The 18,204-nt window shown below is 34.1% G+C and carries 11 protein-coding genes, 2 tRNA genes and 1 pseudogene; 9 read left to right on the top strand and 5 right to left on the bottom strand.

The window, feature by feature from the left end; translation table 11 throughout:
- Nucleotides 1–16: 16 nt before the first annotated feature.
- Nucleotides 17–655, bottom strand: coding sequence for a polysaccharide deacetylase family protein (locus KHA98_RS01845; RefSeq protein WP_213254743.1), 639 nt, complete (start codon nt 653–655; stop codon nt 17–19).
- A gap of 92 nt (nt 656–747) precedes the next feature.
- Entirely contained in the window at nt 748–4,029 is a 3,282-nt protein-coding gene (locus tag KHA98_RS01840) for a glycosyltransferase family 117 protein (protein WP_213254742.1), read from the bottom strand.
- A gap of 246 nt (nt 4,030–4,275) precedes the next feature.
- Here KHA98_RS01840 and KHA98_RS01835 point away from each other — a divergent pair.
- The 3 genes from KHA98_RS01835 (at nt 4,276) to KHA98_RS01825 (ending at nt 4,993) form a co-directional block, all read left to right on the top strand.
- Nucleotides 4,276–4,346 (top strand) — tRNA-Gln (locus KHA98_RS01835).
- A 120-nt stretch (nt 4,347–4,466) separates the two neighbouring features.
- A tRNA-Gln gene (locus KHA98_RS01830) sits at nt 4,467–4,537 on the top strand.
- Between the two features lie 315 nt (nt 4,538–4,852).
- A complete protein-coding gene (locus KHA98_RS01825; protein WP_213254741.1) occupies nt 4,853–4,993 on the top strand; it encodes a hypothetical protein in 141 nt (46 codons plus the stop codon).
- Between the two features lie 136 nt (nt 4,994–5,129).
- Here KHA98_RS01825 and KHA98_RS01820 read toward each other — a convergent pair.
- A pseudogene (locus KHA98_RS01820) lies at nt 5,130–5,955 on the bottom strand (universal stress protein).
- 175 nt (nt 5,956–6,130) lie between these two features.
- Between KHA98_RS01820 and rimP the strand changes: the two are divergent.
- Genes rimP through infB form a run of 3 tightly spaced genes read left to right on the top strand, consistent with a single transcriptional unit; the run spans nt 6,131 to nt 10,828 of the window.
- Nucleotides 6,131–6,595 carry a ribosome assembly cofactor RimP gene (rimP, locus tag KHA98_RS01815; RefSeq protein WP_213254739.1) on the top strand — a complete coding sequence of 155 codons (465 nt, stop codon included), beginning with the start codon at nt 6,131–6,133 and terminating at the stop codon, nt 6,593–6,595.
- 13 nt (nt 6,596–6,608) lie between these two features.
- On the top strand, nt 6,609–7,862 hold the full coding sequence (gene nusA / locus KHA98_RS01810) for a transcription termination factor NusA (RefSeq protein ID WP_089052704.1): 1,254 nt from the start codon (nt 6,609–6,611) through the stop codon (nt 7,860–7,862).
- Nucleotides 7,863–7,921: 59 nt separating this feature from the next.
- Complete coding sequence (gene infB, locus KHA98_RS01805) at nt 7,922–10,828, top strand: translation initiation factor IF-2 (protein ID WP_213254737.1); 2,907 nt, start codon at nt 7,922–7,924, stop codon at nt 10,826–10,828.
- A 137-nt stretch (nt 10,829–10,965) separates the two neighbouring features.
- Here the strand turns inward: infB and KHA98_RS01800 are convergent, their stop codons facing one another.
- Entirely contained in the window at nt 10,966–11,766 is an 801-nt protein-coding gene (locus KHA98_RS01800; protein WP_213254735.1) for an AraC family transcriptional regulator, read from the bottom strand.
- 96 nt (nt 11,767–11,862) lie between these two features.
- Here KHA98_RS01800 and KHA98_RS01795 point away from each other — a divergent pair, with 96 nt between their 5' ends.
- On the top strand, nt 11,863–13,071 hold the full coding sequence (locus KHA98_RS01795; protein ID WP_213254734.1) for an MFS transporter: 1,209 nt from the start codon (nt 11,863–11,865) through the stop codon (nt 13,069–13,071).
- A 96-nt stretch (nt 13,072–13,167) separates the two neighbouring features.
- Here KHA98_RS01795 and KHA98_RS01790 read toward each other — a convergent pair whose 3' ends face one another.
- Nucleotides 13,168–13,557 carry an SPOR domain-containing protein gene (locus KHA98_RS01790; protein WP_213254733.1) on the bottom strand — a complete coding sequence of 130 codons (390 nt, stop codon included), beginning with the start codon at nt 13,555–13,557 and terminating at the stop codon, nt 13,168–13,170.
- Between the two features lie 219 nt (nt 13,558–13,776).
- On the opposite strand from KHA98_RS01790, the gene KHA98_RS01785 reads away from it, so the two are divergent.
- Entirely contained in the window at nt 13,777–15,108 is a 1,332-nt protein-coding gene (locus KHA98_RS01785) for a c-type cytochrome (RefSeq protein WP_213254732.1), read from the top strand.
- 32 nt (nt 15,109–15,140) lie between these two features.
- A complete protein-coding gene (locus tag KHA98_RS01780) occupies nt 15,141–18,194 on the top strand; it encodes a TAT-variant-translocated molybdopterin oxidoreductase (protein WP_213254731.1) in 3,054 nt (1,017 codons plus the stop codon).
- Nucleotides 18,195–18,204: the final 10 nt, after the last annotated feature.

Genomic DNA, 18,204 nt, shown 5'->3' with positions numbered 1-18,204 from the left:
ACACTGCTGCTGTTATTTAGTGAATAACATCAAATGCATATCCATTTTCTTTTAAAAAGTGTAATGTTTTCGGTAACGCAAATTTAAGATTTTGCGATGCTTTTATGCTGTCATGAAAAACAATTACACTTCCTGATGTTACATTTTTAGTAACGTTTTCAAGGCATTTTTCCGGAGTTATAGACTGATCAAAATCTGCGCTTAAAACATCCCACATAACAATTTTATAGCCAAGACTTCTTAGGATTTTAGATTGCGCTTTTTTTATTTTTCCGTAAGGCGGACGAAATAATAAACCGCTCAGTTTTTTTTCATCTGCTAAAATTGAAGCACAATTTTTTACGTTTTCTATATAGTCATTGGTTTGGCTTTTCCATCCATTAATATGATTCATGGTATGGTTTCCAATGGCATGCCCTTCGGCAATTAAGCGCTCGAATAAAGACGAATTTGCATTTATATTTTTACCAATACAGAAAAAAGTAGCCTTAGCATCAAATTTTTTTAGCTCGGTTAAAACCCAATCAGTAACTTCTGGAGTTGGGCCATCGTCAAACGTCAGGTATATTTTCTTTTCTTTGTTTGGAATATCCCAACAATATTTAGAAAACACCGTTTTTATAAATAAATTCGTTTTTACCCAGTACGGTTTCATTTTGAAATGATTTAGAGATATGTAAAATTAAAAAATGCAGCGCTATTTATCTAAAAGCGCTGCATTTTTTTAATCAGTATATTTTTCGTATATTATTCTTTTTCGCGTCCAAAACGCTCAAATACATTTACGTAAGTATTAAATGTCTTCTTGTGTTTTTCATAAAAAGCTTTGTCGTTATTTCTTTCCATAACTTGCAAAAGACTTCTGTATCGCTCGATATCTGTAATAATATCCATTGCAAGATCAGTCTGATCACCTGGAGGCAATGTTGAGTAATAGTTTAAGCTTTCGTTGTACTTTTTAACTAACTTATTAAGCAAATCCTGTGCTTTTGCAGTTTCACCAACTTTGTAATAGCCTTCGGTAAATGGTTCAACCAATGAGTAATATCCAAATTTATCCAGAGGCATTTTTGTTACAGCTAAATTGATTATATTTTTAGCTTTGTCAATTTTACCTTCGGCGATAAGTTCGTTCATTAAACGCGATAAGTTTGTACGGTAGTTAATGCTGTTTCTTCTGGTTTCAGGATCATGGTAGATTTTGTCACTTTCGCTATTTCCCCAGTCCCATTTCATTACAATATCGTATGATTTATCAGCATCAATTTGTCCCATATCCATTGGTCCTCCATCTTTTGAAGGAGTGTTTTTAATAGGAACTAATTTGTAAACCATTCCATCTAATTGAAGATAGTTTTTCAGCCATAAGTAATCTTCATCGTCAAAAGCACCTCCACTAAAATAAATTGGTCTTTTCCAGTTATTATTAGCTAAAATGTCAAGCATCATTAAACGGTTTTTGTAGATCGCGCTTCCTTTGATGTCTATATCCATATAAGGAACGATAGAATCATTGTATTTAGGGTTTACTACTTTGTTTTTGATGATTGTATTTTTATCAACAGTAACTCTGATCTTGTTTGTTGGATAAAAATGGATAGTTTGTCCGTTTTGTAAACCAACCGTTGATTTTGGATTTTTGATAAAATCAATAAAATCAGTAATGTTCCAACGTGTTTCTATTTTTGGAATATGGGCAACATAATCAAGTTTATCACCTACATATTCTTCATGTTTGAAAGATATTGGTAATGGATCAGATTCGTAAGCTTTGGCTTTCATTTGATCAATGTACCAATCGGTCATAAATAAACTTGTATTTACAATTTTCACATCAGTTCTGAAATGCTCAATCTCTTGTGCATACCATAGTGGGAAGGTGTCATTGTCGCCAATTGTAAATAATATAGCGTTTTTATCGCAAGAGCTCAGGTAAGCTTTTGCCATAGCAACAGCAGTATATCTGTTTGATCTGTCGTGATCATCCCAATTTTGAGATGCCATTAAAATAGGGGCAGCAAGTAAAGTTCCTGCAATAACAATTGGTCCGGCAATTTTTGGAGCAATATAATTTTTAATGCTTTCATAAAGAGAATAAACTCCAAAGCCTATCCAGATTGCAAAGACATAAAACGATCCTACAAGTGCATAATCTCTTTCTCTAGGTTCGAATGGTCTTTCATTCAAATAGATTTTTAAGGCGATTCCTGTAAATAAGAATAAAGCTAAAAGCACATAAAAACTTTTAAGATCCTTATTTGCATGATACATTATCCCGATAAGACCTAAGATAAACGGAAGGAAAAAGTAAACATTTCTTCCTTTGTTGTTTAAAACATCACTTGGTAAGTTGTTTTGTGAGCCTAAATGAACAGAATCAAGAGGTTTGATGCCGCTAATCCAGTTTCCGTCTAAATTGTCGTATTTCCCCTGAACATCACTTTGACGTCCAACAAAATTCCACATTAAATACCTCCAGTACATGTATCCAAATTGATATTCAAACATGAAACTGAAGTTATCTACAGCAGTTGGTTTTTCGATTATTAAATATTCGCCATAGCTCTTTAAGAATTTCACATAGCCTTCATTGTCAATTTGCTTCTGAGCATACGCTTTTCTGAATTCAGAAACAGTTTTTTCGACTTCATTTCTCAATTGTGCAATAGCTTTATTGTATTCTTCTTCGGTTAATTGAGAAGCATCAATTCCGTATTTTCCTAAATCATCTTCATAGTTATAATTAGGGTTAATTTTGAACTGCGGAGGATTTGTAAAATTGATATAATTTTGAATGTGTCCTGTTTCGGTACTCCACATTCTTGGCAGAATCGTTTTCTGATTATCATCAGTATTCTGATCAGCGTTTTTATAATTGTTGGTAATAATATATTTACCAGTTTTATAATCTCTTTCGTAGTTAGGTTTCTTATCTAAATAAGGTGTTTTTTCATCAAGTCCGGCAAAAACCTCAGTATATTGAGGGCCATAGAATAAAGGATTTACACCATATTGCTCACGATTATAATAAGCTAAAACCTCTGTAGCATCTGATGGTTTGTTTTCGTTAATAACTGTATTGGCATTTGCACGAACAGGTAGCATCATCCATGTTGAGAAACCAATCAGGATAAATAGAATACACAATATAATGGTATTGTAAAAAATCAGTCCTTTTTGTTTCGTAAATTTTAATCCAAAATAAAAGAAAGCAACCAAAAGTAAGGCAACAAAAATAGTTCCTGAGTTAAAAGGAAGTCCCATGCTGTTTACCATGAAAATCTCTGTTTTTCCAAAGAAAGCCATTGTTAATGGTAAAAGCAATTTGAAGATAAATAATAAAATTCCAATTACAACTACATTAGCAATCAGAAAGTTTTTAATCGTAACTTTTTCGTAATGTTTAAAATAATAAAGGAATCCTATTGATGGAATTGTTAACAATGCCATGAAGTGAACTCCAAAAGAAAGTCCTACAACAAGTGAAATGATTAACAACCATTTGTTTCCTTTTGGTTTATCCATGTCTTGCTCCCAACGTAGGCCAAGCCAGAAAAGTAAAGCAATTAATAAAGAAGCCATTGCATAAACTTCTGCTTCAACAGCATTAAACCAGAAGCTGTCAGAAAAAGTATAAGCAAGTGCACCAACAAATGAACTACCTAAAATTACAATTGAATTATTTTGGTCAATTTCGGTAAAACGGGCAACAATTTTCTTTAAAATCATTGATGAAGACCAGAACATAAACAGAATTGTAAATGCGCTTGAAAAAACAGACATCATATTAACCATTAAGGCAACATGTTGTGCATCTATAGCGAACATGGCAAAAAATGCTCCCATCATCTGGAATAAAGGCGCTCCGGGTGGGTGTCCAACTTCAAGTTTAGCGGCTGTCGCGATGTATTCGCCACAATCCCAAAAGCTCATTGTTGGTTCAACAGTTAATGTATAAGTAATTAAAGCGATTGCAAATGCAAACCAACCAATAATAGTATTCCATTTATTGAAATTGAATTGTGCCATATTTAGGTGTTAAAATTTTGTATGTTTTTAAGTCCTACAAAGAAAATGTTTTTTTATGTAAAGAAACGAGCATTAACAAAAAATTCTATAAAACAATCTGTAAAAAGTAATGTGTTGTTTATGAAGGGTTTCTGGTGTTGATGGGAGTTTCGAAGTTAAAAAAAGTAAAAAAAATGATTTTTTTTAGGCAAAAAGTTTGTGTAAACTAAATAAAGCCTTAAATTTGCACTCGCTTAACAGCACTGCTGGTCTATGGTGTAATGGTAACACAACTGTTTTTGGTGCAGTCTTTCTAGGTTCGAGTCCTAGTAGACCAACATAAAGCCTCTCAGAAATGAGAGGCTTTTTTTATGTAAAATTTTTTTTCTAAAAAGTTTTCTAAAAAGTTTGTATAAGTTAAATAAAGTTCTAATTTTGCACCCGCTTAACAGCATTGCTGGTCTATGGTGTAATGGTAACACAACTGTTTTTGGTGCAGTCTTTCAAGGTTCGAGTCCTTGTAGACCAACATAAAAAGCCTCTCAGAAATGAGAGGCTTTTTTTATTGATGAAATTTAAAGCTTTTGGTTGGTGTTGTGGTTGGTTACTTTGTAGGTTCTGTAAGGGTTTTTTAAATTGACTAATGGGTTAAATTGATGTTTTAGGATATTGTGTGATGATTATGTGCGAAATGTGGAATTAGTTAATTTTTTTGTCACAAAGAATATTTGACATTGTTATTGTTTTGATTTTTAAGTTTTTATGTAAATTTGATTCTTCAGAAAAAAAAAGCTACAGCATATTTTTTTTGTTTTAACTAAATATTAATTGAAAAAATAAAATTATGGACAATTTAGAAAAATTCAATTCGGAAAGGTTAGATTCTTGTGAAATGAAACAAGTGCAAGGTGGGGATTGGTTAGATGATGTGTTGCAAGTTGTGGAAAAATTGGAACCGATAATAGATGTTATTATTCCAGGATAAGTAGGGTGAAAAATTGGAAAAAGAAGGAAATTTAAGGAAACTTGTTGGGTATCTTGAGTTTTATCGTTTAATAAAAAGAGGCGTCTTGTTCAAATAGACTGCCTCTTTGTTTTTTTTGTATGTGGATAGAGGTCTTTTAAATTTTAAAAGTAATTACAGGTTTAATAGAATGGTTTACTAGTCCTTCGCTGATGCTTCCGTTGAAAAAATGAGCAAAACCAGTTCTGCCATGAGTGCACATTCCGATAGTGTCTGCATTTATGCTGTTAGAAAAATTTAAAATTCCTTTTTCAATATTTGTGTCGTTGTATATTTGTTTGGTGTAATTGGTGAGTTTGAATTCCTCTACAAAATCGCTCATGGCTTTTTCAAGAGCGTGTGTTGGTTTAAAGCTGTTTGGGGTGCAAATGGTGACCAAGTGTATTTTTGAATCAAAAAATTGCGTAAAGTTTAAAAGTTTTTCGAAAGGTTTTTTTGTTTCTTCTGAAAAATCGGAAGCGAAAACAATATTTGCGGCATTAAAGTTTGGAATCTCTTTTTTAATGACTAAAACCGGGATTTCGGAGTTTCGAACTACTTTTTCGGTGTTAGAGCCAATTAAAAGTTCTTCAACTCCGGAAGAGCCGTGTGATCCCATTATGATTAAATCAACTTCGTAATCTTTGCTTACCTGAGTGATTCCATGAATTGGTTTGTCCATTTTTACAATTTCAGTTACCGAAATTCCATCCAAATAAGGTTTTGATGAGATTTCGTCAAGCATTTCGTTGGCCTTTTTCATGAAAAGCATTGTTTCTGGAATGCTGGCGCCACCAAGAATGGCATCGTTCATTTGATGCGGCAATTCCAGCATATGTAAAATGATAATTTCTGAATCATTTTTTTTTTGCAATTTGTGCAGCGACTTTTAAGGCATCTTCTGCGTGTTCTGAGAAGTCAGTAGGAACTAGAATTCGTTTCATAATTTTTTGGGTTAAATTATTGAGTAATCTGTTATTTTATTGCTTCTATAAAGATAAGAAATATTATTAGAGCAATCAATTTATTTTGATTTATAAAAAAATCACTATATTTGCACCGTTATTTATTAAAATCTAAATAATGAGGGGACTAAGTGTCCCCTCTTTTTATAAAATTATGACATTTAAAGAAAAAGTAAACGGATTAATTACAGAAGCTCTTCTGGAAAAGCCATCGATCTTTTTGATTGACCTGGCAATTTCGGATTCTTTTAAGATTAGTGTTGGTTTAGACGGTGATAATGGAGTGGCGCTGCAGGATTGTATTGATATTAGTCGTGCAATAGAGAATAATCTGGATCGTGAAGAGCAGGATTTTTCGCTTGAAGTAGCATCGGTTGGAGTAGGGTCACCTTTGAAAATGACAAGGCAATACAAGAAAAATATTGGTAGAACATTGATTGTTACTACAAATACTGAAAAAATTGAAGCAGAATTGGTTGAAGCTAACGATGTTTTTATAATTTTGTCTTGGGAAGCAAGAGAACCGAAAAAAGTAGGAAAAGGAAAAGAAACAGTTCAAAAAGAGCAACAAATACCTTATACAGAAATTAAAGAGGCAATTGTTACAGTAACATTTTAATTAAAGAATTCGCATGGAAAATTTAGCATTAATCGATTCATTCTCAGAGTTTAAAGACAATAAACTTATTGATCGTGTAACGCTTATGGCAATTTTAGAAGACGTTTTTAGAAATGCATTAAAGAAAAAATACGGTTCTGATGATAACTTCGACATTATTATAAATCCTGATAAAGGAGATATGGAAATTTGGAGAAGAAGAGTAATCGTTGCTGATGAAGATCTTGATTTTGAGAACGAAGAGATTACTTTGACTGAAGCAAGAATGATTGAAGCGGATTTTGAAATTGGTGAAGAGGTTTCTGAAGAGGTTAAATTGATTGATTTAGGAAGAAGAGCTATTTTGGCATTACGTCAAAACTTAATATCTAAAATTCACGAACACGATAATACAAATCTTTATAAGCAATTTAAAGATATTATCGGTGATATTTATACAGCAGAAGTGCATCACGTGCGTCCTAGAGTTGTTATCTTAGTTGATGATGAAGGGAACGAGATTGTGCTTCCGAAAGAAAAACAAATTCCATCTGACTTTTTCCGTAAAGGAGATAATGTTCGTGGAATTATTGAAAGCGTTGAATTAAAAGGAAACAAACCTCAAATTATTATGTCTAGAACTTCTGAGAAGTTCTTAGAGAAATTATTTGAACAAGAAATTCCTGAAGTATTCGACGGATTAATTACAGTTAAAAATGTAGTACGTATTCCTGGTGAAAAAGCAAAAGTAGCGGTGGATTCTTATGATGATAGAATTGACCCTGTAGGAGCTTGTGTTGGTATGAAAGGTTCTCGTATTCACGGAATTGTTCGTGAGTTAGGAAACGAAAATATCGACGTAATCAACTATACAAATAACATTCAGTTATTTATAACAAGAGCTTTAAGTCCGGCAAAAGTTTCTTCTATCAAAATTGACGAAGAAAACAAGAGAGCTGAAGTATTCTTGAAATTAGAAGAAGTTTCTAAAGCAATTGGTAGAGGTGGTCACAATATTAAATTAGCAGGTCAGTTGACAGGTTATGAATTAGATGTTATCCGTGAAGGAGACGTGGCAGGAACAGTTGCAGATGAAGATGATGTTGAATTAACAGAGTTTTCAGATGAAATCGAAGAATGGGTTATAGAAGAATTTGCTAAGATAGGTTTAGATACTGCAAAAAGTATTTTGAAACAAGAAGTAGAAGATTTAGTAAGAAGAACAGATTTAGAAGAGGAAACAATTCTGGATGTTATGAAGATACTAAAAGAGGAGTTTGATAGCTAGCCAATAGCTGAGTATCTGCTCTAACAACACAACGAAAAAGGTAATAATAAAAAGGTTATATGTCTGAAGAGAGAGTAATAAGAATAAACAAGGTTTTAAGGGAATTAAATATTTCGTTAGAAAGAGCTGTTGATTATCTAAAAGATAAGGGAATTGCCATTGATGCAAATCCAAATGCTAAAATTTCTGACAGTGAATTTAATATCCTACAAAGCCAATTTGCGGGCGATAAGGGGAATAAGGAAGCTTCTAAAGAGGTAGGGGAAGAGAAAAGAAAAGAGAAAGAAGCATTACGTGTTGAACGTGAGAAAGAAATTGAGGACAAACGCAGACAAGATGAGGAGCGCCAAAAGCAACAAGAGATTATAAAAGCGAGAGCTGTTGTAACCGGACCTGTTCAAGTTGGTAAAATTGATTTAAATCCTAAGAAGCCTGCAGTTGTTGCTGCACCTGTTGAGGAACCGGCTAAGGTCGAAGAGCCAAAAGCAGTTATTACTCCAGCTCAACCAGAAAAACCTGTTCAAAAAGAAATTGTACAGCCTGAGCAAACAGCTCCTGTAGTTTCTGAAGAGAAAAAGGTAGAAAAACCTATTATTACAGAAAAGAAAGAGATCGAGAAGAAGGATGCAGAGAAGAAAGAGGTGAAAGCTGAAACTTCAAAAGTAGCACAGGAGCCAATTGTTTCTACGGATCCAACAACTTCTGAAGAGACTATCACGACTCAATATCAAAAATTATCTGGAACTACTCTTACTGGTCAAACAATTGATTTATCTCAATTTAATAAACCTAAGAAAAAGAAAGAAGATCCAAAGATTACTCCAAATAAACCTGGAGCTCCTGGAGCCGGAAATAATGCTAATAAAAATAAGCGTAAAAGAATTGCTCCTAAACCGGGAACTCCTGGTGCGCCAAAACCTGCAACAGGTAATGCGCCGGGAACACCAAATCCTAATAAAATAACTCCAAATACAGGAGGTGGAGGTTTTAATGCTAACAGAAGTTCAAGACCAGGTTTTGTAAAAGGAAACCGTCCTGCGATTGTTGCAAAAGTTGAGCCTACTGAAGAGGAAGTTAAAAATCAAATTAGAGAAACTCTTGAAAAACTTCAGGGTAAAGGTGGTAAATCAAAAGCTGCTAAGTACAGAAGAGATAAAAGAGAAACGCACCGTCAGAAATCTGATGATGAGCAAAGAGCACTTGATGAAGGAAGTAAAACTATTAAGGTTACTGAGTTTGTTACTGTAGGTGAAATTGCAATCATGATGGATGTGCCGATTACTAAAGTTATCGGAACTTGTATGTCGCTTGGAATTATGGTTACCATGAATCAACGTCTTGATGCTGAAACATTAACTATTGTTGCTGATGAGTTTGGTTATGAAGTTGAATTCATTACTGTTGATATTGAAGATGCTATTGAGGTAATCGAAGATAAAGAAGAAGATTTAGTAGTTAGAGCGCCAATTGTTACTGTAATGGGTCACGTGGATCACGGTAAAACATCTTTACTGGATTATATTCGTAAAGAAAATGTTATCGCTGGTGAGTCTGGAGGTATTACTCAGCACATTGGAGCATACGGAGTAACTTTAGATAATGGTCAGAAAATTGCATTTTTAGATACACCGGGTCACGAGGCGTTTACCGCGATGCGTGCACGTGGAGCTCAAGTTACAGATATTGCTATTATTGTAGTAGCTGCGGATGATGATATCATGCCACAAACAAAAGAAGCGATTTCTCACGCACAAGCTGCGGGAGTGCCAATTATATTTGCAATCAATAAAATTGATAAACCAAATGCGAATGTTGAAAAAATCAAAGAGCGTTTGGCTAGTATGAATTTACTTGTTGAAGATTGGGGTGGAAAAATTCAGTCACATGATATTTCTGCAAAAGTTGGAACTGGTGTTAAAGAATTATTAGAAAAAGTTTTATTAGAGGCTGAGATTTTAGATTTAAAATCTAATCCTAATAAAGCGGCGCAAGGTACAGTTGTTGAGGCTTTCTTAGATAAAGGAAAAGGATATGTTTCTACAATTTTAGTTCAACACGGAACATTGAAAATTGGTGATTACATGCTTGCAGGGAAACATCATGGTAAAATTAAAGCGATGCATGACGAAAGAGGGCATACTGTTTTAACAGCAGGTCCTTCGACTCCGGTTTCTGTTTTAGGTTTAGATGGTGCTGCAACAGCGGGAGATAAGTTTAATGTTTTTGAAGATGAAAAAGAAGCGAAACAAATTGCTTCTAAACGTTCTCAATTAATGCGTGAACAATCTGTACGTACACAAAGGCATATTACACTTGATGAAATTGGTCGTCGTATTGCACTTGGTCAGTTTAAAGAATTGAATGTTATCCTTAAAGGAGACGTTGATGGATCTGTTGAAGCATTATCAGATTCGTTCTCTAAACTTTCAACTGAAGAAGTTCAAATTAATATTATTCATAAAGGTGTTGGTGCAATTACCGAAACTGACGTTATGTTGGCTTCTGCATCAGATGCAATTATTATCGGATTTAACGTTCGTCCTGCAGGAAACGCGAGACAGCTTGCTGATAAGGAAGAAATTGATATCCGTTACTATTCTATTATCTATGCAGCTATCGATGACTTGAAAGATGCGATGGAAGGAATGTTGGCACCAGAGATGAAAGAAGAGATTTTAGGAACTGCTGAGATTCGTGAGATTTTCAAAATTTCTAAAGTGGGTTCAATTGCAGGTTGTATGGTGACAGACGGAAAAATTATGAGATCTTCTAAAATTAGAGTTATCAGAGATGGTGTTGTAGTGCATACAGGTGAGCTTGTGGCATTGAAACGTTTCAAAGATGATGTTAAAGAAGTTTCTAAAGGTTACGATTGTGGTATTCAGATTAAAGGTTTTAACGACATCGAAGAAAGAGATGTTATTGAAGCATACCATGAAGTTGCAATTAAGAAAAAATTGAAATAAAATTGAATTACTTTTCAAATATAAAATCCCGAGCAATCGGGATTTTTTTTTGGAATTAATTGAATTGATTTTTGACGGACCTGAGTAATTCAAAAAGGGGATGTATTTTTGATTTTATGGTATTTTGAAATAGAAAATTAGTCCAATGCTTTATTTTCTAAAATATAATTTGATGGGGTTTTGCCAAGGTTTTTTTTAAACATAAAAATAAATGCGCTGGAGGTTTCATACCCTAAATCAAAGGCAATCTCTTTTATGGATTGTTTTTCTCCTAATCTTTTTATCGCTTCTAATAGTTTTAGTCTTATTCGCCAGTCGCTAAAACTCATGCCTAGTTCTTTAATGAAAAGTCTGGATAAAGTTCGGCTGCTCATACAGGATAAATTAGCAAAGTATTCGATTGATTCTTTGTTCGCAACATCATTAATTAAAAGGTTGACAATGTTTTTTAGTTTTGCATTGTTACTTGTGGGTAAAAAAGTAGAACTTGGCTGTATTAAAGCTAGTTCATCCAGAAGCACATCCATAATTCTTTTTTGTGATTGGGTTGTGTTTTTCTGATCCGGAAAAGAAATAATTTTAAACATTAGTTGTTTTAGAAATGATGAAATGTCAAAAGAGAAACTTTGTATCGGAAGATCTTTTGTATAGGATGGATCAATAAAAATACTATAAAGTTTTACGTCTTTTTGAAAAGATACCTGATGTTCTACGTCTCCGGGAATCCATAATCCCTGCAATGGATTTACGACCCAAATTTGATTTTCTACAACTATATTCATAACTCCGGTTGTTGCATAAATAAGTTGCGCCCTTGGGTGTGAATGCAACGAACAAATAGCGTCTGTAATTGTTTCTGTGTAGCCTAAAACCGGAAGTAAAGGATTTACTTGAAATCCAAGGTCTGTTATTGGGTGTGTCTGATAGTCGTTATTCATTGTCCAAATGTAGTAATTCTGACAATATAATTAATGGGATCTTTGTCGAAAAGAAATAGTAAACTTTATTTCTATTCAAAATTAAAATATTATCCTATGACAAATGTTAAGGCGCAGCCTGAAATAGCTCAAAAAACGATCTATTCGATACTTTTTATTATCAGTTTTTCTCATTTTATAAATGATTTGTTGCAAGCGGTAATTCCTTCTGTTTACCCATTGTTTAAAGAAAAATTTAATTTAAGTTTTACCCAAATTGGGATGATTACTTTTACTTACCAGCTTACGGCTTCTATTTTGCAGCCATTTGTGGGTATGTATACAGATAAAAAATCTAAACCATATTCGTTAATTGTTGGGATGAGTTTTACATTAGCAGGTTTGTTTTTTGTTTCCATTGCTTCCAGTTTTACCTATTTATTAATTGCGGTTAGTTTAATTGGTATTGGTTCTTCTATTTTTCATCCAGAATCTTCCAGGGTTGCACATATGGCTTCGGGAGGAAAGAAGGGATTGGCTCAGTCTATTTTTCAGTTGGGGGGAAATGCTGGAAGTGCAGTAGGACCTTTATTAGCTGCTTTAATTGTAGTGCCTCATGGTCAGTTTTATGTAATTTGGTTTTGTCTTATCGCCTTGGTTGGGATTTTTATTTTGTATAAAATTGCAATTTGGTATAGTGCTCATTTAGAATTGAAACGACAAAATAAAGGAGGGTTAGAGGAAGTTTTTACTCATAAACTATCTAAAAAGAGGGTAGTATATTCATTGGTGATTCTGCTTATCTTGATTTTCTCCAAATATTTTTATTTAGCCAGTATTACAAGTTATTATACTTTTTTTCTAATCGATAAGTTTAATTTGTCAATACAGGAATCTCAGATTTATTTGTTCGCATTTTTAGGAGCTGTTGCAGTTGGGACATTGCTTGGTGGTGCAGTAGGGGATAAGTTTGGAAGAAAGTATGTTATATGGGTTTCGATTTTAGGAGTAGCTCCGTTTACTCTAATGTTGCCATATGTTTCTCTGTTTTGGGTTGGTATTTTATCTGTTATAATTGGAGTGATCATTTCTTCTGCATTTTCGGCTATTTTAGTGTACGCTACAGAATTAATGCCGGGTAAAGTTGGTTTGGTTGCTGGGTTATTTTTTGGATTTGCTTTTGGAATGGGAGGATTAGGATCTGCTATTTTGGGTAAATTGGCTGATATGACGAGTATAGCCTATGTTTTTAAAGTGTGTGCATTTTTGCCTTTAGTTGGTATTATAACAGGATTTTTGCCTAATATTGAAAGTAATAAGCGATGACTTTGTTTTTTAAGATAAGGATATTTAGTTTCAAATAAAAAAAAGCAACTCTAAATGGAGTTGCTTTTTTTTATTTTGATAATTTTCCTTAAAATTTTATTTACCGGGTTTTAATAAAAATACACTTTTGTATTTTTTCTTAATCTCTGCTAAATTTCGTTCCGCTTCTATTCGGGTTTTGAAATTCCCAACGATTACTTTGTAATTTGGAGTATTAAAAATGATGGTTCCGTCAATAGTTGAAAATTCTCTCTTGAAATCTGTCAGTGTTTTTTTAGCTTCCTCGCTTTTACCGCTAAAAATTTGAATTCTATAAGTGTCGTTTGTGTTTATTGACGTGTTAATTTTGCGTTTATCGTTCAATAACTGTTCAAATTTGGGATCTTGATTCAATGTTAAATTTTGGTCCTGAGCATGAATGTTATAAGCTAATGTAAACATTGTTAGTGTTAAGAAAACTCTTTTCGATGGGGTTAAAATTCTCATAATGTGATGGTTTTTATGCAAAAATACTATTTAAACTTTGAGTGTAAAATTTTAATATTATTTAGAATTGATATAAATTGATATTTAAGACTATTTTAAGGTTTTGAGAATAACACATAAGTCGTATTTTTGTGCAAGTTTTAAAAGAAGGTATTAGTTTTTGTATGATTTAGTACAGAAAAAATCATACCAAAAATTAGTAGATAATTATTATACTATATGAAAAAGGTGGGTAACCATAATTCGATCTCAAGAAAATTGCTTCTTAGCTTATCGCTAACGCTGATTTTCTCCCTAACTTCATTTGCTCAAGATGCTGCTGCTCCTGCGGCGCCTGAAGCTGCTGCTCCGGCTGCAACTGCTGGTGGTGATCCGGCAAAAGGGAAAGAACTTTTTAATGCAAATTGCGCTGCATGTCACAAATTAGATGCTAAATCAACAGGTCCTGCACTTAGAGGAGTTGCTGCTAAGCACGAAATGGCTTGGATTTACAAGTGGGTGCATAACAGTTCTGACATGATTAAGTCAGGTGATGCTGTTGCTGTTAAACTTTTCGAGGAAAACAACAAAGCAGTAATGACTTCTTTTCCTCAGTTATCTGAAGGCGATATTGATAATATTATAGCTTATACTTCTGAAGTTAAAGCTGAGCCTGTTGCTGCCGCTGGTGGCGCTGCGACACCTCCTGGTACAAATGTTGAGAGTGGTGCTATTTCTAATAATGTTATATTAGGAGCTCTTGCTTTAGTAATGGCTATTTTAGTTGTTATGTTGTTCATGGTGAACAAAGTTTTAACAAAAGTGGCTAGTAACAATGGTATTGAAATTTTACCTAAAGAAGGAAGAACTCCAATCTGGAAGGCTTTTGCTAGAAACCAATTTTTGGTATTAGTTACATCTATCTTCTTGCTTTTGGCTAGTGGTTACTTTGTATACGGATATTTAATGCAGGTTGGTGTAGATCAAAACTACGAGCCAATTCAGCCAATTCACTATTCGCACAAAATTCACGCTGGTGATAATGAGATCAATTGTAAATATTGTCACTCTGCTGCGCGTGTAAGTAAAACTGCAGGTATTCCTTCTTTGAATGTTTGTATGAACTGTCATAAAAACATTTCTGAAGTTGCTGAGACAACTGCTACTCCTGAGTACAGCAAAGCGTTTTACGATGCTCAAATTCAAAAATTATATGACGCTGTTGGTTGGGATAAAACTAAACAAGCTTATACTGGAAAAACACAGCCTGTAAAATGGGTTCGTATTCATAATCTTCCTGATTTTGTATATTTCAATCACTCTCAACACGTTTCTGTTGCAGGAATTGAATGTCAAACTTGTCATGGACCGGTACAGGAATTTGAAATCATGAAGCAATATTCTAAATTAACAATGGGATGGTGTATTGATTGCCATAGAAAAACTGATGTTAAGATGGAAGGAAATGCATATTATGATAAAATTCATGCTGAACTTTCTAAAAAATACGGTGTAGAGAAATTAACTGCAGCGCAAATGGGAGGTTTAGAATGCGGTAAATGCCACTATTAATCGAATTATTAAGATTTTAATATTTATATACAATGTCATCAAACAAAAAATACTGGAAAAGTGTTGAAGAACTAGAGAATGGTTCTATTGTTGAGGCGCTTAGAAATAACGAATTTGTTGAAGAAATTCCTACTGATGAATTCTTAGGAAATGCTGATGCTTTAGCTTCATCAGGAACTTCACGTCGTGACTTTTTAAAGTACGTAGGATTTAGTACTGCAGCGGTTACACTTGCTGCTTGTGAAGGTCCTGTGCACAAGTCTATCCCTTATGTTTTACAACCAGAGCAAATTATTCCTGGTGTTGCAGATTATTATGCAACTACTGTTTTTGACGGTTTTGATTTTGCAAATCTTTTGGTGAAAACTCGTGAGGGTCGTCCAATTAAAGTTGAAAACAATACTATCGAAGGTGCTAAATTTTCGGCTAACGCTAGAATTCACGCATCGATCTTAGGATTGTACGATAGCTCTCGTTTAAAAGAGCCTAAATTGGATGGAAAAAATAGCAGCTGGTCTGCTGTTGATTTGAAAATTAAATCAAGTTTAGCTGAAGCGAAAGCAAAAGGTGGACAAGTAGTATTATTAACTAATACTTTAGCAAGTCCATCTACTGAGAAATTAATTGGCGAGTTTATTGCTAAAAACCCAAATGCAAAGCATGTTGTTTATGATGCAGTTTCTTCATCAGATGCTTTAGATGCTTTTGAAACTGTTTACGGTGAAAGAGCTTTGGTTGATTACGATTTCTCAAAAGCTTCTTTAATTGTATCTGTTGGTGCTGATTTCTTAGGAGACTGGCAAGGTGGTGGATATGATTCTGGATATGCAAAAGGACGTATTCCTCAAAACGGAAAAATGTCTCGTCATTTTCAGTTTGAATCAAATATGACATTATCTGGAGCTGCTGCTGATAAGCGTGTTCCAATGACTGGAGCAGATCAAAAACAAGCTTTAGTTCAAATATATAATATAGTTGTAGGTGCTTCTGTTCCTGTTACTTTGGATGGTAAATTTAAAGCTGAAGTTGTAAAAGCAGCTCAGCAATTAAAAGCAGCCGGTTCAAAAGGAGTTTTAGTATCTGGAATTGAAGATAAAAATGCTCAGTTATTAGTTTTAGCTATTAATCAGGCATTAGCTAGTGAGTCGTTCAGTACAGTTGGTACAAGACAAATTAGAAAAGGATCTAATGCAGTGGTATCTCAATTATTGAACGATATGAATGCAGGTTCTGTTCATACTTTAATTATGAGTGGAGTTAATCCGGTTTACACTTTAGCAGATTCTGCTTCATTTGTATCTGGATTGAAAAAAGTTAAAACTTCAGTAGCTTTCGCATTAAAAGATGATGAAACTGCTTCAGTTGCTACAATCGCTGCTCCTGCACCTCATTACTTAGAATCTTGGGGAGATGTAGTAATTACTAAAGGAACTTATGGTTTAACGCAACCTACTATTCGTCCTATATTTAATACAAAGCAATTCCAAGATGTTTTATTGTCTTTAAATGGTGTTGGTGGAACTTTCTACGATTACCTTAAAGCTAATGCAGCTGGTTTTGTTGCTGGTTCTTCTTGGAACAAAGTATTACATGATGGTGTAGTAGTAATAGGTTCTGCTGCTTTAGCTGGTGGATCTTTTGACTATGCTGGTGCTGCAAATGCGCTTTCTAAATCAAAATCTGTTGGTGGTCTTGAATTAGTATTATATACTAAAACAGGATTAGGAGACGGACAACACGCTAACAACCCATGGTTGCAAGAGTTTCCAGATCCAATTACAAGAGTTTCTTGGGATAACTACGTTACGGTATCTAATGCAGATGCTAAAAAGTACGATTTATCAAATGAGATTGTTGCAAACGGTGGATTAAATGGTAGTTATGCTACAATTACAACTGCTGATGGTGTTAAATTAGAAAACGTTCCAGTAATTGTTCAGCCAGGACAAGCTGTTGGAACTGTTGGTTTAGCGCTTGGTTATGGTCGTAAAGCGGCTTTAAAAGAAGAAATGCAAGTAGGTTTAAATGCTTACGCTGTATATAAAAACTTTAACGGTGTTCAGTCTATTACTTTAGCAAAAGCTAATGGTGTTCATGAGTTCGCTTGTGTACAAGGGCAGAAAACGTTAATGGGTAGAGGAGATATTATTAAAGAAACTACTCTGGAAATTTTTAACACTAAAGATGCTGAACATTGGAACGAACAACCAATGGTATCTTTAGATCACGAAGAAGTTAAAGCTACAACTGTTGATTTATGGGAGTCATTTGACCGATCTACTGGACATCATTTTAATCTTTCGATTGATTTAAATGCTTGTACTGGTTGTGGGGCTTGTGTTATCGCTTGTCATGCAGAGAATAACGTTCCTGTTGTTGGTAAAGCTGAAGTTAGAAGAAGTCGTGATATGCACTGGTTGCGTATTGACAGATATTATTCTTCTGAAAGTACTTTTGAAGGTGATAACGAAAGAAAAGAAGGAATTGCTGGTTTATCTAGTTCATTGTCTACATTCAATGAAATGGAAAAACCTGGAGATAATCCACAAGTAGCTTTCCAGCCAGTAATGTGTCAACACTGTAATCACGCACCATGTGAAACAGTTTGTCCTGTTGCTGCAACTTCTCACGGTCGTGAAGGTCAAAACCACATGGCATACAACAGATGTGTTGGTACTCGTTACTGTGCAAACAACTGTCCTTATAAAGTACGTCGTTTTAACTGGTTCTTATATAATAAAAACAGTGAATTCGATTACCACATGAATGATGATTTAGGTCGTATGGTATTAAACCCAGACGTAAACGTTCGTTCTCGTGGAGTTATGGAAAAATGTTCTATGTGTATTCAAATGACACAAGCTACTAAATTAAAAGCTAAAAACGAAGGTCGCCCAGTTGCTGATGGTGAATTCCAAACAGCTTGTTCTAGTGCTTGTTCTTCTGGAGCTATGATATTTGGTGATGTTAATGATAAAGAAAGTAAAGTTGCTAAATTAGCTGCTGATGAAAGATCATACCATTTATTAGAGCATGTTGGAACAAAACCTAATGTGGTTTACCATGTTAAAGTTAGAAATACTTAGAAAAATTATT

Origin of the sequence: Flavobacterium branchiicola (assembly GCF_018383905.1) — a bacterium.
GTDB classification, from domain to species: Bacteria; Bacteroidota; Bacteroidia; order Flavobacteriales; family Flavobacteriaceae; genus Flavobacterium; species Flavobacterium branchiicola.
The sequence above is the reverse complement of the archived record's forward strand: the minus strand, read 5'-3'. Positions and strand labels throughout refer to the sequence as shown.